Raw genomic sequence first — 20,495 nt, 5'->3', positions numbered from 1 at the left:
GGGGTATCGACGATGATGCCGGCGGTGGTGCTGTGCGTGGCAGGCGCGCTCGCGCACGCGGCGGAACCGGCGCAAGCGACGCAACCAACGTCATCGCCCGCGTCCGCCGCAATCCGCGTGGGCGTCACGCCCGGCACGCGCGCGCAGATCATGGACGAGGTCAAGCGCGTGGCCGCCGCGCGCGGTCTGCCGCTCGACGTCGTCGTGTTCGACGACCCCGCGCGCATCGACACGGCGCTCGCCGCGCACCGCATCGACGCCGCCAGCTTCGAGGACGCATCGAGCCTCGATGCGACGCGCGCGGCGCACGGTTACGCGCTCGCGAGCGTCGCGCCGACCGTCACCTTGCCGATGGCGCTTTACTCGCGGCGTCTGCGCAATCTGAGCCAGTTGCGGCCCGGTGCGACCGTGGCGATTCCCGCCGACGCGCGCGGCGCCGCGCGCGCGCTCGTGCTGCTGCAGAACGACACGCTCGTGACGTTCCGCGACAGCGCGGGCCTGCACGCGAGCACGCGCGATATCACCGGCAACCGGCTCAAGCTGAAGCTCGTCGCGGTGCCGCGCGCGCAGTTGTACACGGCGCTCGATCACGCCGATCTCGTCGCGATGCCGAACGAGGACGCGGCGCGCGCGGGCCTGCAACCGGCGCGCGACAGCGTGAGCTACGAAGACGCGCGCTCGCCCTACGCCGACGTGCTGACGGTCCGCGAGTCCGACCGCGCGCAACCGTGGGTGCGCACGCTGATCGCCGCGTATCACTCCGACGACATCGCGCATTTCCTGCTCACACGCTACGCGGATTCGGTGCGGCGGCCGTGGTGATCGACACCGGCTCGCTCGCCTGCACCGCCTGCGGCCAATGCTGCAACAGCCCGCCCGCGCTCTCGCTGCGCGAGTGGTTCGCGCAGCGCGCGGTGTTCGTCGGCAGCATTGCGATCGAGCGCGTGCCGCGCCGTCGCGCGGGCGAGCGTCTGCACGCTGAAACCGACGCACGACTTCTCGACGATGACGACGTCGCGGACCACGACGCGCTCGCCAACGCGCTGTTTCATCGCGCGCCCGACGGCGGCTGGCTCGCGGTGACGCTGCAAGGCTACGACTATCCGTCGACGGCGCGCTGTCCGGCGCTCGCGGCCGATGGCGGCTGCACGCTGCACGACGCGGGCAAACCCGCGCGCTGCGCCGCCGTGCCGCTCGATCCGCTCGTGCCGGACCGCTGGCAGCCGCTCGTGCTCGCCGCGCGGCGCGCGAGCACGCAGGCGCCGCATTGGCGCGGCGCGGACTGCATCCGCGACGGGCTCGAAGCGGGCGCGACGCCGCTGATCGAAGCGGGCCGCGTGATCGACACACAGGCGCTCGCGCGCGAGCGCGACGCGCTGGTGTTCGAACGCGCGCTCTGGCGCGATGCGGTAGCGGCATCGCTCGTCGGGACGGCGTCGGCGCGCGCCTCGCTCAACGCGCTGCGTCCGGGCGCGCGGCTCACGATTGCGCCCGTTCCCGCGCTGCTCGCCGTCGCGCGGATTTCCGCGGCGTGCCGCGCCGCCGCCATCGACGTGATCGACCGCCAGCGCGCGCTGATCGACACCACGGTCGCCGCCGCGCTCGCGCGCCGCCGCCTCGACGAACGCGCCATCACGCAGGAATTGCGCGGCTTCGCGCTGGTTCTCTCGCGCGCACGCGATGAACTCGCGAACGCCTTCGTGCAACCGTCCGCCCCCTTCGCGCACGACGCCGAACGCTGGCTCGGTCTGCGCTGATCGCGCCACATCGCGCACACTCGCGCACACTGCCCCCGCCGATCCCACCCCAAATCGCGCCGCCGGGTTGTCCGTCGAGCCGCCCTCCGAGTCACTCGTCGAAAGGGTAAATACCGAGAAAATCCGTCGGCGCCGGAAAGCAATCAGAAGGGCTTGCTTTTTTATACTTGCACCCATTCGATCACAGTACCGCCACGAGGAGACACCCCCGCATGCTTTTCCGCGCCCAGCAACTCGGCCGCGCGCTGATGCTCTGCATCGCGCTGGGCGCCGCCGCGCAAGCGCGCGCGGAGCCGATCCGGCTGATGATGGGCGGCATGTCGAAGATCGTCTATCTGCCGGCCGTGCTGGCCGCGCAGCTCGGTTATTTCCGCGACGCCGGGATCGACGTCCAGGTCGTCTCGCTGCCCGCGGGCATCGACACCTCTACCGAACTGATCGCGGGCGCCATCGAAGGCGCCGTCGGTTTCTACGATCACACCATCGATCTGCAAAGCCGCGGCGAGGATGTGCTCTCGGTCGTGGTGTTCCAGCGCGCGGCGGGCCTCGCGGAACTGGCGTCCACGCGCTCCGCCGCCGGCCGCGCGATGCAGTCGATGGCCGACGCGCGCGGCAAGCGCTTCGGCGTGACCGGCTTCGGTTCGTCCACCTGGGTGATCACGCGCTATCTCGCCACCCGCGCGGGCGTGGCGCCGGGCGACTACACCGTCGTGCCGCTCGCGACCGACACGCGCTTCGCCGACGCCATCGAGCACGGCAGCATCGACGCGGGCATGGTCGAGGAACCCACGGCCACGCGTCTGCTGACGAGCGGCGCGGCGCGCGTGCTGGCCGACATGCGCAGCGTCGAGGGCACGCAGCACTGGCTCGGCGGCCCGTATGCGGGCGCGTGCCTCTATCTGCGCCGCAGCTGGGTGCGCGAGCATCGCCGCGAAACACAACAGATGGTGCAGGCGCTGGTGCGCGCGCTGCGCTACATCGGCTCGCATCCGGCCGCCGACATCGTCGCGCTGCTGCCGCCCGGCGTGACCGGCAGCGACCGCGCGGCCTACACGCGCGCGCTCGCCGACGCGCAGCCCGCGTTCTCGCCCGACGGCACGATGCCGCCCGGCGCGCCGCAAACCGTGCTGAACGTGCTGATGACGGCCGGTTCGCGCGTGAGCGCGAAGCACGTCGACCTGTCGCAGACGTGGACCGACGAATTCGTGACCGGCGTGCAGCCTGGCGTGCAGAGCGCACCGACGCCGACGCCGACGCCGACGCAGCAAACCACGCAGTAGAGACAGCAAAAGAATCACGCTAAAACGCACATAAAAAAGACCACCCCGGCAGACGGGACCCACCCGCCGCCCCCACCGACCGAACACGGCAGATCAACGCAACCGGCCCGCAAGACGGGCCGACACACCGGGCAACACCGGGACGCATCCCGCACCGGCGAGGCAGCCACGACGCATGCCGCGCCGCCCACGGACGCGTCCTTCAACCAAAGGTATTCGACATGACACCAGCCAGCAGCAGCGCCGCTCCGGCCCGCCCGACCTCCGGCACGGCCGCCCTCGCGCCCGAATCGAAAGCCCGCACCGTGTTCCGCGCGGTCAGCGGCAACTTCCTGGAAATGTACGACTTCATGGTCTACGGCTATTACGCAGCCGCGATCGCGTCGACGTTCTTCCCGGCCGACAGCGAATTCGCCTCGCTGATGCTCGCGCTGTCCGTGTTCGGCGCGGGCTTCCTGATGCGTCCGCTCGGCGCGATCGTGCTCGGCGCGTACATGGACCGTCACGGCCGCCGCAAGGGCCTGATCCTTTCGCTGTCGCTGATGGCCGTCGGCACGCTGTGCGTCGCCGTGGTGCCGGGCTACGCCACCATCGGCATCGCCGCGCCGGCCATCGTGCTGATGGGCCGTCTGCTACAAGGCTTCTCGGCGGGCGCGGAACTCGGCGGCGTGTCGGTCTATCTCGCCGAAATCGCCACCAAGGGCAACCGCGGCTTCTATTGCTCGTGGCAGTCGGGCAGCCAGCAGGTCGCCGTGGTGTTCGCCGCCGCGCTCGGCGTGGCGCTGCACGCACTCGTGCCCGCGCCGGAAATGCATAGCTGGGGCTGGCGCGTGCCGTTCGTGGTCGGCTGCATGATCGTGCCGTTCCTGTTCTACATCCGCCGCACGCTGCGCGAAACCGAAGAATTCGAAGCGCGCCGCCATCATCCGGGCATCGGCGAGATCGCGCGCGCCATCGCGAGCAACTACGGCATCGTGCTCGCGGGCATGGGTCTCGTCATCATGACGACGACCTCGTTCTACCTGATCACCGCCTACACGCCGACCTTCGGCAAGGTCGAGCTGAATCTCTCGTCGCTCGACGCGCTGCTCGTCACGGTCTGCGTGGGCGTGTCGAACTTCATCTGGCTGCCGATCGCGGGCGCCGTCTCGGACCGCGTCGGCCGCGCGCCGGTGCTGATCGCCTGCACGGCGCTCGCCATCCTCACCTGCTATCCGGCGATGCAGTGGCTCGTTGCCGCGCCCTCGTTCGGCGCGCTGCTCGCGGTCGAACTGTGGCTCTCGACGCTCTACGCGTGGTACAACGGTGCGATGGTCGTCGCGCTGACCGAACTGATGCCCGCGCACGTGCGCACCACGGGCTTCTCGATGGCGTACAGCCTCGCCACGCTCATCGGCGGCTTCACGCCGGCGATCTCCACGTGGCTGATCCACCTCACCGGCGACAAGGCCGCGCCGGGCGCATGGATGAGCGTCGCCGCGGTGTGCGGCCTCGTCGCCACGCTGTTCCTGTATCGTTCGAAGGCCACGCGCGAACAGTACAAGACCGCGTAACCCGCAACGGAAGGACCGAAGGACCGCCTGGGCATGAGACTTTTGCTCGTCGAAGACAACGAACAACTCGCGCATTGGCTCACGCGCACGCTGACCGATGACGGTTTCATGCTCGACCACGTCGGCGACGGCGAGGCGGCCGAGGACGCGCTGCGCGCGTCGTCGTACGACGTGGTGCTGCTCGATCTGAATCTGCCGCGCATGTCGGGCAAGGCGCTGCTGCGCCGCATGCGCTCGCGCGGCGACGCCACGCCCGTGCTGATCCTCACGGCCACCGGCGCTATCGACGAAAAAGTCGTCTGTCTGGGCGCCGGCGCCGACGACTACATCGTCAAACCCTTCGACGCGCGCGAGCTGGTGGCGCGCGTCAAGGTGCTGGCGCGCCGCCAGGCGCCCTCGCGCTCGAACCGCATCCGCTGCGGCGACCTGCTCTACGACATGGACAGCCGCCGCTTCTACGTGGATGAAGACGCGCTCACGCTCACGCCGCGCGAACACGCGGTGCTCGAAACGCTGATCCTGCGCGCGAAGAAGACCGTCTCCAAGGCCACGCTCGCCGAATCGGTCAGCGACGCCGACGCGCCCACCAGCGAGGACGCGATCGAAATCTACGTGTCGCGTCTGCGCAAGAAACTCGAAAAAAGCAGCGCCACCATCATCACGCTGCGCGGCCTCGGCTATCTGCTCGAAGACGCCGAAGCCGACGAATAACGCGCACGATGCACGCGCACGATGCCCTCCGCGGATGAAACCCACCAATAGCCTGCGCGTTCGCCTGCTGCTCTGGCTCGTGCTGCCGATGACGGTGTTCATCGCGGCGGCGGGCGTGATCACGCACGGCAACGCGTGGCGCACCGCGAATCTCCTGCAGGACGACGCGCTGCTCTCGGCGGCGCGCGTGATGGCGGGCGACATCGGCTGGGAAGGCAACACGCTGTCCGCGCCGATTTCGCCGAGCGCGATCGAAATCCTGCGCACCGCGAGCCGCGATCAGGTGTTCTTCCGCGTGCAGGAAATCGGCGGGCCGATCATCGCGGGCACGTCCGATTTTCCGCAGCGCGTGCCCGATGTCTCGCCGCAGTGGTACGACGCGAAAGTGGACGGCGTGCCGATCCGCGCGGTCTCGCTGATCCGGCCGATGTACGACGCGGGCGTGACGCGCCGCGTGGTGATTTCGGCGGGCCGCACGCTCAACGAACGCGACGCGCTGGCGCTCGCGCTCTGGCGTCCGCAGATGTTCTATTTCGCGGCTATCGTCGCGGCGGCGATCGTGCTCGTGAGCGTCGCGCTCACGCTCGAACTGCGTCCGCTCACGCGGCTCGCGCGCGGGCTGCCCGAGCGCGTGCGCACGTCGTCGGTGCGCATCGACACCGAGCCGCTGCGCACCGAACTGCGCCCGATCGTGAGCGCGTTCAACGAATGTCTCGACATCATCGAGCGCAAGACGGCCATGCAGCGACGCTTTATCGCCGATGCCGCGCATCAGTTGCGCACGCCGCTCACGCTGCTCGGCACGCAGTTGCAGTACGCGCGCCGCCAGCAGGACCCCGAGCGCCTGCACGAAACGCTCACGGCGATGCATCAGAGCAATCGCTCGCTGGTCGGTCTGACGAACCAGTTGCTCACGCTCGCGCAGGCCGAAGCGGCCGATTACACCCAGTTCGAGGGCGTGCGCGTGGACATGCGCGCGGTGGCCACGGGCGTGATCGAACAGCTCGCGCTGCTCGCGCAGCGGCGGCGCGTCGAACTCGTCGCCACGCTCGCCGAGCAGGCCGTGGTGATGGGCAACGAGCAGTTGCTCACGGTGCTCGTGTTCAATCTCGTCGATAACGCCATCCGCTATTCGCCCGAAGGCGGCACGGTGGCGGTGACGCTGGTGGGCGCGTCGGCGTCGGTGACGCTGTCGGTCGCCGACGAAGGCGCGGGCATTCCCGACGCGTTGCGCGACAAGGTGTTCGAGCCGTTCTTCCGCGCGTCGACGCAGCCGGGCAGCGGGCTCGGTCTTGCCATCGTGCGTGAAATCGCGCGCGCGCATCGCGCGGAGATCCGGCTGGAGCGCGGCGTGGAAGGACGCGGGACGGCGGCGGTGGTGCAGTTTCCGATGGGGTGAGAGGACGCGCTGCGGCTGGATCAGCCGCAGAAAGCGAGCCCCGACAGCAGGCTCAAAAGCGCCGCAGGCGTCAGATAACCGACGAACGCATACGCCACGAGCACGCTCACGAGCGCAAGCGCGCAGACGCCCGAAACGTGCCGCTTCACACGCTCGCTCATACGGGCTGCGCCGCCAGCCTCGCCACGCGCCGATCGTCGATCGGCATATGCAGCAAGCCGGATATCACGCCCAGCGCCACCGATCCGTACCAGAGCGGCGCATACGAATGCATCGCGTCGAACACCACGCCGCCCAGCCACACGCCGAAGAAACTGCCGAGCTGGTGGCCGAAGAACACGAAGCCGAACAAGGTCGCGATATAGCGCACGCCGAACACCTGCGAGACGATGCCGTTCGTCAGCGGCACGGTGCCGAGCCACGTGAGCCCCATCACCGCCGCGAAGACGTAGAGGCTCGCGGTCGTGAGCGGCAGCGTCGCGAACAGCGCCATCGCCGCCGCGCGCACGAAGTAAATGCCCGAGAGCAGCCATTTGCGCCGCAGCAATCCGCCCGCGTAGCCGCATAAAAACGTGCCCGCCGTGTTCGCCAGCGCGATGATCGCGAGCGCCATGCTCGCCTCGCGCGCGTTCATGCCCTTGTCGAGCAGATACGCGGGCAGATGCGCGCCGATGAACGCGAGCTGGAATCCGCACGCAAAGAAGCCAAGATTGAGTAGCCAGAAGCCGCGATGCGCGAACGCCTCTTTCACGGCGGCGCGGATGCCGGTTTCGGATTCGGTGTCGTCCTGTCCATGCGTTGCGTCGGTGGCGTGGCCCGCCGGCCGGTCTCGCAACCACGCCGCGAGCGGCGCGCTCGCGAGCATCACGGCGGCGAACGCGAGGATCGCCGTGGTCCAGCCCGCCGCGCCGATCAGCGTCTGCGCGAACGGCACCATCACGAACTGCCCGAGCCCGCCGATGGTGCCCGCGACGCCGAGCGCCCAGCCGCGCCGATCGGCGGGAAAAAGCCGCGACAGCGCGCCATAGACCGCGCCGAACGCCGTGCCCGACAAGGCCACGCCGATCAGCACGCCCACGCCGAAGGTGTAGACGCCCGTCGACGCCGCCAGCGCCATCACGACGAGCCCGAGCGCGTAGAGCAGCGCGCCCGCGAAGATCACGCGCGCCGAGCCGTAGCGGTCGGCGATCATGCCGGTGAACGGCTGCGCGACGCCCCAGAGCAGATTCTGCAAGGCCAGCGCGAGGCCGAAGGTTTCGCGCGGCCAGCCGCGCGCGAGCGTGACCGGCAGCAGAAACAGGCCCTGCACGTTGCGCACGCCCAGCGCCGCGCCCATCACGATGCCGCCCGCGCCCACCAGCAGCCAGCGCCGCCGCCATGCTTCGTCTCGATCCCACACCGTCGCTCTCCTCGCGCGTGCTTGATTCACGCAGTAAAGCGCGCGAACGGGGCGGCGTTCAAGCCAGTTTTTAGCGCGATTCGCATGCATGAAACGCATGCGAAAGCCGTTCAGACGACGCCGGGCCGCGCCTCATCGAGTATCCAGTCGATAACGGCGCGCACGTCGTCGCGCGGCGCTGCGTCGGCGCGGCAGAGCCAGTAGGCGTAGCCGGTCGGACGCGTGGGCCACGCCGCGCCGATGGCGACGAGCCGTCCGTCGGCCAGCATCGGCTCGACCAGCGCCTGGCGTCCGAGCGCGATGCCGCGTCCCGCCAGCGCGGCCTGGATCACCTGATCGTATGTGTTGAAGCGCAGCACGCCGCGCGGCTGCGCCGCGTCGAGGCCGAGTTCGCCGAGATGATCGGTCCAGCGCAGCAACGGACGGCGCGGGCCGTCGAATTCGAGCAGCGCATGCTGCGCGAGCGTGGCCGCGTCGAGCGCCGCGACGCCCAGCGACGGATGCGCGACCGGCATCACGTATTCCTCGTAGAGCCGCGTCGCGTCGGGCAAGGCCGCGCTCGCGCCCGCATAGCGCAAGGCAAGGTCGATGCCTTCGGCGCGCAGGTCGAGCACTTTGTCGGAGGCCGCGACGCGCACGTCGATCTGCGGATGCCGCGCCTGCAGGCTGCCGAGACGCGGCAGCAGCCACAGGCCCGCCACGCCCAGACTCGCGGTGATCGTGACCGGCTGGCGCGCGCGCGGCGCCATCAGCGCGCCCATCACGTCCTGCAACTGCGCGACCGCGCTTTCGGCCGTGCGAAACAGGCGCTCGCCCTCGGGCGTGAACGCGATCGAACGATAGCCGCGATGAAAGAGACGCACGCCCAGCAGGTCTTCGAGCGCGTTGATCTGGCGGCTCACCGCCGACTGCGTGAGACACAGATCCTCGGCGGCGAGCGTGATGCTCATGCGCCGGCCGACCGCCACGAAACCGCGGATGAAGTCGAGCGACGGCAGTTTGACGAGCGGCACTGGCATGCGTGATCCTCATGCGAACGGTGCGAGAAGATTGATTGATGCGCGCGGCGGGGTCAAGTGCAATGTCGGTTCCCGAATCGCTCCTGAAACGCCATGAATATCGACGACTACGACCCGCCGCCCGAGCGCATCGCGCTGATCGCCGCCGACGGTTACCGCCTCGGCGCTTATGTCTGGCGCGGTCGTCCATCGAGTGAGGCGAGCACGCGTCCCGTTGTGGTCGTCAATCCCGCCACGTCGGTGCGCTGCCGCTACTACTTCCGCTTCGCCGCCTGGTTGTGCCGGCACGGCTGCGACGTGCTGCTCTACGACTATCGCGGTATCGGTGAATCGCGTCCGCCCGACCTCGCCGCGCTCGACGCCAGCTGGCTCGACTGGGGCGAACGGGACTGCGAAGCCGCGCTGCGCTACGCGCGCGTGGCGTTTCCGGGCCAGCCGATCGACGTGGTCGCGCACAGCATCGGCGGCTTCGCGCTCGGGCTCGCGCCGTCGAACCGCTACGTGCGCCGCGTCTTCACGATGGGCGCGCAGTACGCCCACTGGCGCGATTACGCGCCGCGCAGCCGCCTCGCGATGCGGCTCAAATGGCACGTCGCGATGCCCGTGCTCGCGCATCTGTGCGGCTATGTTCCGGCGGCGCGGCTTGGCTGGATGGAAGACACGCCGCGCGGCGTCGCGCTCGCGTGGAGCCGCAGCCGCGCGCGTTTCGAGGATACCTACGCGCGCGCGCCCCTCGCCCGCACGCCGGAGCAACGCGCCGCGCTGGTCGCGCGCTTCGCCGGACTGCGCGCGCCCACGCTCGCACTCAGCGTCACCGACGATCCGTTCGGCACGATTGCCGCCATCGAACGCCTGCTGCGCTATTTCACGCACAGCCGCGCGACGCATCTGCGGCTCGCGCCTGCGCAGATCGGCGCGGCGCGCATCGGCCATTTCGCGTTTTTCAACCCGCGTTTCGACGCGACGCTCTGGCCGATCGCACGCGACTGGCTGCGCGACGGGCGCCTGAGCGCGGCTACGCCCGGCACGATCGTGTCGGGCGGCTTCGACGGTGAAGCCGAAGCCGAGGCCGAAGCAAACTGCGCAAGCGCCGACGCCCTCGCCGACCCGCGCCCGTGGCGCTGACGTCATCGGCGAAATTCGACCGGTCGTTCTTTTTTCAACCGATTCTGCTATCGTGCACGAACCGTCCGGCCGCGACGGATTGAATCGCAGCGTCATCAAAACGCCATCGCGCCTTCGCCAGACTGCTTCGGTCGCCCCGACGCGCGTGGACCATTCGAGGACCTCATGAGCGCAGACTTCCAGCATCGTTACGCGTATACCAACGGCATCCGCATGCATTACGTCGAGCACGGCGAAGGTCCGCTCGTGCTGCTCTGTCACGGCTGGCCCGAGTCCTGGTACGCGTGGCGGCATCAGATCGAGGCGCTGGCGGCGGCGGGTTATCGCGTCGTCGCCCCCGATCAGCGCGGATACGGCGACACCGAGGCGCCGCTCGACACCGCCGCCTACGACATCCTCCATCTGACCGGCGATCTCGTCGGGCTCGTCAACGCGCTGGGCGTTCGCCAGGCGACGATCGTCGGCCACGACTGGGGGTCGATCGTCGCGGCCCACGCGGCGCTGCTGCGGCCCGACCTGTTCCGCGCGCTCGCGCTGTGCAGCGTGCCGTATCTGCCGCGCTCGCGCGTGCGCCCGGCCGTGCACTTCGCCAGCAACACGCAGGAGCATCACTTCTACCAGGAGTATTTCCAGACGCCCGGACGCGTCGAGCGCGAACTCGAAGAGGACGTGCGCCGCGCGCTGCTCGGCGTCTACTACACGGCGGGCGGCGAGAGCCGGCGTCATCCGGAGCACGCGCGCATCGGCTTCATGGCGTTCCCGAAAAACGCGCGTTTCGTCGACAGCCTCGCCTATCCCGACACGCTGCCGCCCTGGCTCAGCGACGCCGATCTCGACGTGTTCGCCGCGCAATTCCGCAAGAGCGGCTTTCGCGGCACCGTCGACTGGTATCGCAATCTCGATCGCAACTGGGCACTCACGCCTTTCCTCGACGGCGCGCGCATCCAGCAGCCGACGCTGTTCGTCGCGGGCGAGCAGGACGGCGTGATCCGCATGACGGCGAAGGCCTACGAAGCGCTCGAAACCAACGTGCCGCGCCTCTCGCGCAAGGTGCTGCTGCCCGAGGCGGGCCACTGGATCCAGCAGGAACGTCCCGCCGACGTCAACGCCCTGCTGGTCGATTTTCTGCGCAGCGAGGCCGTGCAGCGCGAGTTCGGTTAAGGCGCGCGCGGGTCGCGGCCGGGTCGCGGCCGGGTCGTGCCGGGTCGTGCATTAGCAGAAAAAATCCGCGGGAAACCCGAAAAAAAACCGCCGTCGCGTGCGCCCCACGCGACGGCGTTTATGCGTTGCGCAAATCCGCCCGTCAGGTTATAAATGAAAATAATTCTTATTCAGTAACATGACTGAGCCGATCCATCGGCTGATGCGCCGGCCTGCCGCGCGGGGTGAAAAGGGGAAGTTCGATGTCCGCCGTCCAACTCGACGTGCAGCGGGAAGTGCATGCGCTCTACCGTGACCATCACGGCTGGCTGCATGGCTGGCTGCGCCGCAAGCTCGGCAACGCCTTCGAAGCGGCGGACCTCGCACAGGACACGTTCTTGCGCATTCTCGGCGCGCACGAGCGGCTTGGCGCGCTCGAACTGCGCGAGCCGCGCGCCTACCTCACCACGGTCGCGCGCCGCGTGCTGCTCAATCACTACCGGCGGCTGTCGCTCGAACAGGCCTTTCTCGACGCCCTCGCCTGCCTGCCGGAGCCGCAGGCGCCCTCGCCCGAAGACCGCTATCTGATCCTCGAAACGCTGCACGAAGTCGATGCGATGCTCGACGGCCTCGCGCCGCGCGCACGCACGGCGTTTCTGCTCGCGCAGCTCGAAGGGCTGACCTACGCGGAAATCGCCGAGAAGCTCGACGTCAACGTGCGCACGGTGAAGCGCTATATGGCGAGCGCGTTCGAAGCCTGCTTGCTGATGACGCTGTGAAGCCGCCGTACATCACGCATGCCGACGCGGGCAGCGACAGCGCCGCGCACGCCCAGCCCGAGTCCCTCAACGCGTTCGATTCCTTCGACGACGACGCGCGTCCGCTCGAACGCGCCGTCGCGCGCGCGGCCGCGCAATGGCTCGTGCGGCTCGCCGACAACCCGACGGCCGAGGACATCGCCGCCTGCTCGCGCTGGCGCGCCGCCGATCCCGAACACGCGCGCGCCTGGCGCCGCGCCGAACGCCTGAACGCGAAATTCCGCGCCGTGCCCGCGAACCTCGGCATGCCCGCGCTCGCGCGCGCCGAGCGCCGCGAAGGTGGCGAGCGCGTCGCGAACGGCGCGCGCCGCTCGGCGCTCAAGGCGCTGACCGTGCTGCTGGCCGCCGGTCCGAGCGCGTATCTCGCGTGGCGCGCGACGCCGTGGCGCGTCTGGACCGCCGACGCGCGCACGGCCACCGGCGAGCGCCGCACTCTCGTGCTCGACGACGGTTCGCGCGTCGACATGAACACGGCCACCGCGCTCGACGTGGCCTTCGACGCGCACGAACGCCGCGTGCGGCTCGACGCGGGCGAAATCTTCGTCGAGACCGCGCCCGACGGTGCGACCAACCATGCCGCCGATCGCACGGGCACGACGCCCGCGCAAGGCCGACCGTTCATCGTGCAGACGGACGACGGCCGGATCCGCGCGCTCGGCACGCGCTTTGTCGTGCGCCAGCTCGGCGATGCGGCCACCGCAGGCGACGGCGACGGCACGCACGTCGCCGTGCTGCACGGCGCGGTCGAGATCACGCCCGCCGACGCGCCGCATCTCGTGCGCGTGGTCAACGCGGGCGAGCAGACGCGCTTCACGTCGCGCACCATCGACGCCCTCACGCCCGCCGATCCGCACGCCGCGGACTGGACCCACGGCGTGCTGTTCGCGGACCACGTACGGCTCGCCGACTTCCTCGCCGAAATCGGCCGCTACCGCAGCGGCCTGCTGCGCTGCGACCCGGCGGTGGCGGACCTGCGGATCTCGGGCGCCTTCCAGCTCGCCGATACCGACAGCCTGCTCACGGCGTTGCCCTCGACGCTGCCCGTGCAGGTGGTCTGGCGCACGCGCTACTGGGTGACGGTGGCCGCCGCGCCTGCTGCTGCCTCCATGCCCGCCGCGGGCGACAGCGCCGCGCGTCGCGAAACGACCTGATTCTCCGCGCCTGACCTGCCGACGCGCATTGACGGCGCGTCGTTCTTTCGCCGTCTTCGCACCGCTTCTTTTGCCTCCTGGCTCGCGCGCCTCACGCCATCGAAAAAAAATCGTCGCGCGCATGTTCCGCGTGTCCCCTTTCCGGCGTTCGCGTGTCAAGCACGTATCGACTCACCCAATTCAATTCGAACGATCAGGAGTTTTCATGTCCGAACGCCGGCCCCGCCGCGCCGCCCAAGCCGTTGCGCGCCACGCCGCCCGCTGCCGTCTTCACACGCTCGCCTTGCGCGCGATTCCGCTCGGCCTCGTGCTGGGCGGCCTCGCTACCGCGCCCGCCGCGTTTGCTGCAACCCCTGCCGCCGATCCTGGCGCTGCCGCCGCCAGCACGACGGCCGACGCCGCGAAGGCCTACGACATTCCCGCCGGACCGCTCGGCACCGCGCTCTCCAATTTCGCCGTGCAGGCGGGCGTGAGCGTGCAGCTCGATCCGCATCTCGTCGACGGACTCAACACGCGCGGCCTGCGCGGCAACTACACGGTGCACGGCGGCTTTAGCGCGCTGCTCGCCGGCTCGAATCTGGAAATCGCGCAGAGCACGCCGGGCGTCTGGTTCGTGCGCCCGCGCAGCGCCCAGTCCGCCGCCGCCGACGACGCCAGCACGCTGCCCGCCGTGACGGTCGCGGGCCAGACCGACAACGCCTACGGCCCGACCGACGGCCTCGTCGCGAAGTGGAGTTCGACGGCCACCAAGACCGGCACGCCGATCGTCGAGACGCCGCAATCGATCTCGGTCGTCACGCGCGACCAGATGAATCAGCAGAACGCGCAGACGCTCAACGCGGCGGTGCGTTACGAAGCGGGCGTCACGCCCGAAACGCGCGGCAGCGTGGCCACGCGCTACGACATGCTCAACGTGCGCGGCTTCAGCGCCGACACGTACTGGAACGGCCTCAAGCAGATCGGCAACGGCATGTACTCGACGCCGCAGGTCGATCCGTATCTGATGGACCGCATCGAAGTGCTGCGCGGACCGACCTCGGTGCTCTACGGCCAGGCGCAGGCGGGCGGTCTGCTGAATCAGGAAAGCAAGCTGCCGACCGTCACGTCGACGCACGAGCTGGGCGTGGAGTTCGGCAACTATCGCCATCAGCAATTGCAGGCCGACTTCTCCGGGCCGATCGCCGGCGACCAGCATTACCTCTATCGCTTCACGGCCATCGCGCGCCAGGAAGACGGTCAGGTGGAAAGCACGCGCAACGAGCGCATCGCCGTCGCGCCGTCGTTTACGTGGCGTCCGGACGATAAAACGTCGCTGACCGTCTACGCGCTCTATCAACGCGATCCGGCCAGCACGTCGTATGGCAGCGTGCCTTCGGTCGGCACGGCAATCTACGATCCGCTCGGCACCATCGCACGCAACTTCTACGACGGCGAGGAATCGTTCGAACGCTTCAGCCGCACCCAGGAAGCGCTCGGCCTGAAATTCGAGCATCGCCTGAACGACACCTGGCAGGTGCGCTCGAACGCGCGCTACTACCACATCAGCCAGGACTACCGCAGCGTCTACGGCAGCGGCCTCGAAGCCGACGGCTACACGCTCGACCGCGCGTCGATCGCCTCGTATGAACAGCTCAACTCGTTCGCGATCGACAACCAGGTGGAAGGCAACTTCTCGACCGGCCCCGTCGATCACACCGTGCTCGCGGGCTTCGACTATCAGCACTTCGGCACCAACTACGCGACCGGCTACGGCAGCGCGCCGTCGATCAACGTGTTCGATCCGGTCTACGGCGCGGACATCGACATGCCCGCGCTCACGAAGACGCACGCCACGAGCAATCAGTACGGCATCTACGCGCAAGACCAGTTGCGCTACAAGAAAGTGCTGATGACGCTCGGCGTGCGCCAGGACTGGGCCAACACCACGACGCGCGACGTCACCGACAACGGCACGCCGCAATGGCAGAACAATCACGCGTTCACGTGGCGCGGCGGCCTCACGTATCTGTTCGACAACGGCGTCGCGCCGTACTTCAGCTATTCGGAGTCGTTCGCGCCGCAGTCGGGCACCGACATCACGGGCAAGGCCTTCGATCCGGAGCGCGGCCACCAGTACGAACTGGGGATCAAGTTCCAGCCGAAGCGCTATAACGCGCTGTTCACGGCCGCGATCTTCGATCTCACGCGCAAGAACCTGCTGACCACCGACCTCGCCAATCCGAACTATCAGACGGAAGCGGGCGAGGCGCGCTCGCGCGGTCTGGAACTCGAGGCGAAGCTGAGCCTGACGAAGTCGCTCGACGTGTCGGCGAGCTATACGTATCTGAACACGGTCTACACGAAGGACAACAGCGGGCTGCAAGGCAAGCATCTGGCCGCGATTCCGTCGAACCAGGCGTCGCTGTGGGCGTACTACACGATCCACGGCGGCCCGCTCGCGGGTCTGTCGCTCGGCGGCGGCGGACGCTACACGGGCGCGACGTATAGCACCGATAACAGCTTCGAAGTCCGAAGCTTTTTCCTCGTCGATGCCTCGCTGCGTTACGACCTCGGCTACGCGATCCCGCGCATGAAGGGCGCGGAGCTGTACGTCAACGCGCAAAACCTGTTGAACAAGACCTACGTGGCCTCGTGCTACTACGGCAACTGGTGCGCGTATGGCTACGGCCGCCAGGTGTTCGCGGGGATGAACTACCGCTGGTAAGCAGTCGATGTGCCCGATACGCGGGCGCTCAGCCAGCCTGCGCAAGCAGGCTGGCCGCGCCCGCGTGACGATGCAGCCAGCGGATCATGTCCGAGTGCCTGACGACGCCGACGAGCCGCCGCGTGTCGTCGAGCACGGGGACTTCGTAGTACGCGTGATCCGCGAAAATCGGCACGAGGCTCGCGAGCGGCGCGCCGCGATGCACGGCGTGCACGCCCGCCGCCATGACGGCCTCGACCGTCTCTTCCATCTCGAGCGTGCGGTGGCGCAGGACGCGCCATAACGCTTGTCCCAGACCCAGCCCCAACGCCAGCCTAACCCCTCCCTCAGGCCGCCGCGCCGCCAGTTCCCGATGCGTCACCACACCGACCACGCGACGCGCCTCGTCGACCACGGGCAACGCATGCGCGCCATGCCGATGGAGACGCTCCCACGCGGCGTGGCGCGCCATCGTCAAGGGCACGGCGTGATCGGCGGCTGTCATCACGTCTTCGCAGGTTAGCGCGTCGAAGGTTTTGGCTTGTTGTGCTGCTTGTTGTGCTGCTTGTTGCGCCACCTGCCGCGCCGACGCCAGCGCAGCCACCACGTCGCGCGGATAGCGGTGGCCCGTGAGCGCATGAAAGCACAGCGCGGCGCCGAGCAAGGCCATCGACTGAAACGCGATCGGCGTGGCCACGAAGCCGAAGCCCAGCGCATGCACCGACGGGCCGCCGAGCACGGCGGTCAACGCGACCGCGCCCGAAGGCGGATGCACGCAACGGCACACGAACATCGCGCAGATCGCGAGCGCCACCGCGACCGCCGCCGCCGCGACCGGCACGCCGATCCAGCGCGCGCACGCCACGCCCACGAGCGCCGAGACGAAGTTGCCGCCGAGTATCGACCACGGCTGCGCGAGCGGACTTTCCGAGGCGCCGAACAGCAGAACCGCCGACGCGCCCATCGGCGCGACGAGCATCGGAATGTCACGCGTGCCGCCGAACACCAGATGCGTGGCGACGCCCGTAACCGCGATGCCCACCAGCGCGCCCGCCGCGCGCCGCACGCCTTCGCGCCACGACGGTGCGGCAGGGTGCGGCCTGAAACGCCTGAGCCAGGCGAGGAGCGCGGTGCGCGACATGCGGGTATCCGGTAAAGATGATGTGGACTCAGCCTACCCGTTCGCCCGGCCTGCCAACAATTGAACTTTCTGAGCGGATATATAATTCATTGTTAATGCATGTTTAAATGCACGCGATGAATCGCGGGCCTTTTCCGGCATGCTGTTCCGCAACAATTCATTCGGATTCCAGACTATTCAGCCAGCAATCCGGCCGCGCATTGTACCTGCGCGCGGCGGCCTGCCATGCCTTACGACACCCCACACTGACGAACGTTAGGAAATGTCGTACATCAACATGAAAATGCTGACAAAGAATGTTAACCTTGATGCGCAATGTCTGGTCAGCATGTGCAGGGTCCGCATCATCGAATCCAGGGAAAACAACAGGAGGCAGACGGTGACGATCAGGGTGCAACCTACTCAGGATACGCAGCGCCGTGCCGCGCGCAGGCTGGAAAGCACACTCAAACGCACATTCAAACGCACCTTCAGGCGCACCGCCTGTCAGGCCGCCGTCGTCGCACTCGGGCTGGCCGGAGCCACCACCGGGCACGCCACGGAAAGCGCGCTCGGACGGCCGGTGGCCGGCACCAGCGTGCTCACGGGCGTGGGCGAGGTGCCGCCGGCCGGCATCTATGTCGTCAATATCGAGGACATTTATCTCGACGGCTCGATCTCCGGTTCGCGCACGGTGCCGCTCAACGGCAAGGCCTCGCTCGGCATCGACGCCAAGATCAACTTCACGCTCGCCTCGATCCTGCGCGGCTGGGGCAGCCTGGGCGGCTGGAGTTTCGCCTCGGGCATCACCGTGCCCTATATGTGGACCGAAGTGACCGGAACGGCGAGCGTCGGCCGGTTCGGGAATTCAACCACGCAAACCGCGTCGAACTTCTACGACCTCTACTTCACGCCCATCGAAGCCGGTTACAGCTTCTCGGCAAACTCGCATATCGCGCTGAGTTTCAACTTCTGGGCGCCCACGGGTTCGTACAATTCCAGCGCACTCGCCAACACGAGCCTGAACAACTGGACCTTCGTGCCGCAGGTCGCATGGACGCAACTCGTGCCCGAATACGGTCTGGAATTCGACGTGGTCGCCGGGCTGCAGTTCTATACGCGCAATCACGCGACCGATTATCAGAACGGCACGCTCTTCACGCTCGACGCGCTCGCGCTCAAGCGCTTCGCGAACGGCGTGGGCGTGGGTGTCGTGATGGGCACGGTCCAGCAGCTCGCCGACGACACCGGTCCGCTCGCCGACCGTCTGAACGGCTTTCGCGGCCACGACTTCTCGCTCGGCCCGATCATCACGTACGACACCAAGCTCGGCGGCAAGGCGCCGTTTTCGGCGAGCCTGCGCTGGGTGCCGAGCATCGCGAGCACCAATCGTCTGAAGAGTACGTCCACCGTCATGGCCACGGCCACGCTCGCATTCTGAAGGCTTCATCGAACGGACGAAAACCGTCCGTCTCGCGCACGCGCGTCCATCCGCCGCATGAGTCGGGCATAAGCCGCGGCATGACCCGGTAAGTTAAATGACACGGCTGTCATGCAACGCCGCGTGCGCCTGCGATTTCCACGTCGCGCGCCCTCCCGTCGTCACGTTCGCGCCGCTCGCAAAGTCTGCGCAACTTAATGCTTTCTAAATTAGTTTTCATGTTTGGTGCGCGGCAACTTAAAACACCGCAACCGTACCGGAACCGATAATCCTCTACAGATTCAGGACTGAGAGGAATGCACCATGCAAAAGCCGATGTCGGTCGAACTCGTAAATGAATATGGCGAGCAGGCGCTCTGCGTGAAAGTCGACGGCAACACCGCGCTGCTCGACGCCGCCGAAGTCGATGGCTTCATCGAGGAACTCAGCAAGCTGCGCGCGTCGATGCGCCCCGCCGTGCCCGATCAGCCTTTGCGCTCGCATCAATATGTGATCGAAATCGATCCGTGCTGGTACACGGAGCGCAATCCGCTGTTCGACGGCGCGGTGCTGTTCCTGCGTCACACCGGCCTCGGCTGGGCGGGTTTTGCGATTCCCACCGAAAGCATGCATCGACTCAAGGACGCACTGAGCGCGCACGAAGCCGCCGCGCAGCGCGAGTCGCACCTGCCCATGCACGCGCTGCCCAACTGAGTGCGTGCACGGCGCGCCGCCGGGCGTGGACCGTCCCGGTTCGACGCAGTCCGCCGCAGTCACTGTACTCCGCCACATCCCGTGAATCCGGGCCGCGCGTCGCGGACCGGGCAAGCGCGTTCGCCTGCGCGGCGCCGGCTCGTCCCTGCATTTCAGGGCATGTTTTACGGACCCATTCGCGCAGCCTCGTTTTGAGCCTTTACCGGCACGGACTCGTCACATGAACCAGCTACAAGCCATGCGCGTGTTCACGCGCGTCGTCGATCTGAGCAGCTTCAGCCTCGCGGGCAAGCAGCTCGGCATGTCCGCCGCGGCCGTCACGCGCAGCGTCGGCATGCTCGAAGCGCATCTGAACATGCGCCTGTTGAACCGCTCCACGCGCAGTCTCTCGCTGACCGAAGCGGGCCGTCTCTATCTGGACGGCTGCCGTGCGGTGATCGACAAACTCGACGAAGTCGAGTCGGAACTCGTGCGCGCCACGCGCGATCCGAGCGGCGTGCTGCGTATCGCCGCGCCTTCGGTGTTCGCCAGCGGCGCGCTGACCACGCTGCTGAGCGCGTATCGCGACGTGAACCCGCGCGTCGATTTCGACGTGACCGCTTACGACACGCATATCGACATGATCGAAGGCGGCTTCGACGTCTGCTTCGCGACCGACCGCCAGCAGGTGAATGCGTCGCTCGTGAGCCGCAAGATCACGTCCGTGAAGGAAATCGTGGTCGCCACGCCCGCTTATCTGTCACGCCGCGGCGTGCCGCGCGCGCCCACCGATCTCGCGCAGCACGATCTGCTCGCGGTCTCCGATGCGCCGCGCTCCTGGGAGTTCGCCGACACCGACGGCGTGCAGCGCGTCAGCACGAACGGGCCGCTCACGGCGAGCGGCTATGCAACCGTGCGCGCGGCCGTACTCGCCGATATGGGCGTGGCGCTGCTGCCGCTGCCGCTCGTCGCCGACGACATCGCGCGCGGCGTGCTGCTGCCGGTGCTCAACGCCTTCGACGTGAACGGCGGCATGCAGCACGTCTCGATCGTCTATTCGGGCCGCAATTATCTGACGATGAAGGTGCGCAGCTTCATCGACTTCGCGGTCGAGCAGTTCCGCTCCCAGCACGGTCACGCCGCCGGTAACCTGCACGCCCCGCCGCTCGCACTGCGCGCCGTAGCCTGACGCGCGGCGCGCGGCAACGCGGCTTGCTGTTGCATCTG

The 20,495-nt window shown here is 68.2% G+C and carries 18 protein-coding genes; 14 read left to right on the top strand and 4 right to left on the bottom strand.

Going from position 1 to position 20,495, the window contains the following annotated elements; translation table 11 throughout:
* The first annotated feature begins 15 nt into the window (after nucleotides 1-15).
* The 6 genes from BMY06_RS35105 to BMY06_RS35080 all read left to right on the top strand — a co-directional run bounded on the left by BMY06_RS35105 (nucleotide 16) and on the right by BMY06_RS35080 (nucleotide 6,700).
* Nucleotides 16-822: a MetQ/NlpA family lipoprotein gene (locus BMY06_RS35105; RefSeq protein ID WP_074987500.1), complete on the top strand. Its 807-nt coding sequence runs from the start codon at nucleotides 16-18 to the stop codon at nucleotides 820-822.
* Nucleotides 819-1,757, top strand: coding sequence for a hypothetical protein (locus BMY06_RS35100; protein WP_074987501.1), 939 nt, complete (start codon nucleotides 819-821; stop codon nucleotides 1,755-1,757). The genes BMY06_RS35105 and BMY06_RS35100 overlap by 4 nt, the downstream gene beginning before the upstream one ends.
* 212 nt (nucleotides 1,758-1,969) lie before the next feature.
* Entirely contained in the window at nucleotides 1,970-3,037 is a 1,068-nt protein-coding gene (locus BMY06_RS35095) for an ABC transporter substrate-binding protein (protein ID WP_074987483.1), read from the top strand.
* 221 nt (nucleotides 3,038-3,258) lie between these two features.
* A complete protein-coding gene (gene tcuC / locus BMY06_RS35090; RefSeq protein ID WP_065059884.1) occupies nucleotides 3,259-4,590 on the top strand; it encodes an MFS transporter in 1,332 nt (443 codons plus the stop codon).
* A gap of 33 nt (nucleotides 4,591-4,623) precedes the next feature.
* Entirely contained in the window at nucleotides 4,624-5,301 is a 678-nt protein-coding gene (locus tag BMY06_RS35085) for a response regulator transcription factor (RefSeq protein WP_065059885.1), read from the top strand.
* 34 nt (nucleotides 5,302-5,335) lie between these two features.
* A complete protein-coding gene (locus BMY06_RS35080; RefSeq protein WP_074987482.1) occupies nucleotides 5,336-6,700 on the top strand; it encodes a sensor histidine kinase in 1,365 nt (454 codons plus the stop codon).
* 20 nt (nucleotides 6,701-6,720) lie between these two features.
* Here the strand turns inward: BMY06_RS35080 and BMY06_RS39810 are convergent, their stop codons facing one another.
* From BMY06_RS39810 to BMY06_RS35070, 3 genes are all read right to left on the bottom strand, one after another.
* On the bottom strand, nucleotides 6,721-6,861 hold the full coding sequence (locus tag BMY06_RS39810) for a hypothetical protein (RefSeq protein WP_167371433.1): 141 nt from the start codon (nucleotides 6,859-6,861) through the stop codon (nucleotides 6,721-6,723).
* The gene (locus BMY06_RS35075; protein ID WP_124263365.1) at nucleotides 6,858-8,099 is read right to left on the bottom strand and encodes an MFS transporter; all 1,242 of its coding nucleotides are present in this window, start codon (nucleotides 8,097-8,099) and stop codon (nucleotides 6,858-6,860) included. Before BMY06_RS35075 ends, BMY06_RS39810 begins: the two co-directional genes overlap by 4 nt.
* A 110-nt stretch (nucleotides 8,100-8,209) precedes the next feature.
* Nucleotides 8,210-9,118, bottom strand: coding sequence for a LysR substrate-binding domain-containing protein (locus tag BMY06_RS35070; protein ID WP_074987481.1), 909 nt, complete (start codon nucleotides 9,116-9,118; stop codon nucleotides 8,210-8,212).
* Between the two features lie 93 nt (nucleotides 9,119-9,211).
* Here BMY06_RS35070 and BMY06_RS35065 point away from each other — a divergent pair, with 93 nt between their 5' ends.
* From BMY06_RS35065 to BMY06_RS35045, 5 genes are all read left to right on the top strand, one after another.
* Entirely contained in the window at nucleotides 9,212-10,243 is a 1,032-nt protein-coding gene (locus BMY06_RS35065; RefSeq protein WP_074987480.1) for an alpha/beta hydrolase family protein, read from the top strand.
* Nucleotides 10,244-10,408: 165 nt separating this feature from the next.
* On the top strand, nucleotides 10,409-11,404 hold the full coding sequence (locus BMY06_RS35060) for an alpha/beta fold hydrolase (RefSeq protein WP_074987479.1): 996 nt from the start codon (nucleotides 10,409-10,411) through the stop codon (nucleotides 11,402-11,404).
* Between the two features lie 242 nt (nucleotides 11,405-11,646).
* A complete protein-coding gene (locus BMY06_RS35055) occupies nucleotides 11,647-12,162 on the top strand; it encodes a sigma-70 family RNA polymerase sigma factor (protein ID WP_065059889.1) in 516 nt (171 codons plus the stop codon).
* Complete coding sequence (locus tag BMY06_RS35050; protein ID WP_234774978.1) at nucleotides 12,159-13,352, top strand: FecR domain-containing protein; 1,194 nt, start codon at nucleotides 12,159-12,161, stop codon at nucleotides 13,350-13,352. The genes BMY06_RS35055 and BMY06_RS35050 overlap by 4 nt, the downstream gene beginning before the upstream one ends.
* Nucleotides 13,353-13,557: 205 nt before the next feature.
* Nucleotides 13,558-16,056 carry a TonB-dependent siderophore receptor gene (locus tag BMY06_RS35045; RefSeq protein WP_080180664.1) on the top strand — a complete coding sequence of 833 codons (2,499 nt, stop codon included), beginning with the start codon at nucleotides 13,558-13,560 and terminating at the stop codon, nucleotides 16,054-16,056.
* A 28-nt stretch (nucleotides 16,057-16,084) separates the two neighbouring features.
* Here the strand turns inward: BMY06_RS35045 and BMY06_RS35040 are convergent, their stop codons facing one another.
* Nucleotides 16,085-17,176: an HPP family protein gene (locus BMY06_RS35040; RefSeq protein ID WP_074987478.1), complete on the bottom strand. Its 1,092-nt coding sequence runs from the start codon at nucleotides 17,174-17,176 to the stop codon at nucleotides 16,085-16,087.
* 511 nt (nucleotides 17,177-17,687) lie between these two features.
* On the opposite strand from BMY06_RS35040, the gene BMY06_RS35035 reads away from it, so the two are divergent.
* The 3 genes from BMY06_RS35035 to BMY06_RS35025 all read left to right on the top strand — a co-directional run bounded on the left by BMY06_RS35035 (nucleotide 17,688) and on the right by BMY06_RS35025 (nucleotide 20,457).
* Entirely contained in the window at nucleotides 17,688-18,596 is a 909-nt protein-coding gene (locus BMY06_RS35035) for a SphA family protein (protein ID WP_231957544.1), read from the top strand.
* A 303-nt stretch (nucleotides 18,597-18,899) separates the two neighbouring features.
* Entirely contained in the window at nucleotides 18,900-19,289 is a 390-nt protein-coding gene (locus BMY06_RS35030; RefSeq protein ID WP_065059891.1) for a hypothetical protein, read from the top strand.
* Nucleotides 19,290-19,509: 220 nt separating this feature from the next.
* Nucleotides 19,510-20,457 carry a LysR family transcriptional regulator gene (locus BMY06_RS35025; RefSeq protein ID WP_080180663.1) on the top strand — a complete coding sequence of 316 codons (948 nt, stop codon included), beginning with the start codon at nucleotides 19,510-19,512 and terminating at the stop codon, nucleotides 20,455-20,457.
* Nucleotides 20,458-20,495 lie beyond the last annotated feature (38 nt).

Origin of the sequence: Paraburkholderia tropica (genome assembly GCF_900109265.1) — a bacterium.
Taxonomy (GTDB): domain Bacteria; phylum Pseudomonadota; class Gammaproteobacteria; order Burkholderiales; family Burkholderiaceae; genus Paraburkholderia; species Paraburkholderia tropica.
Note: the sequence above shows the minus strand (reverse complement) of the source record. Positions and strands in the feature narration are given on the sequence as shown.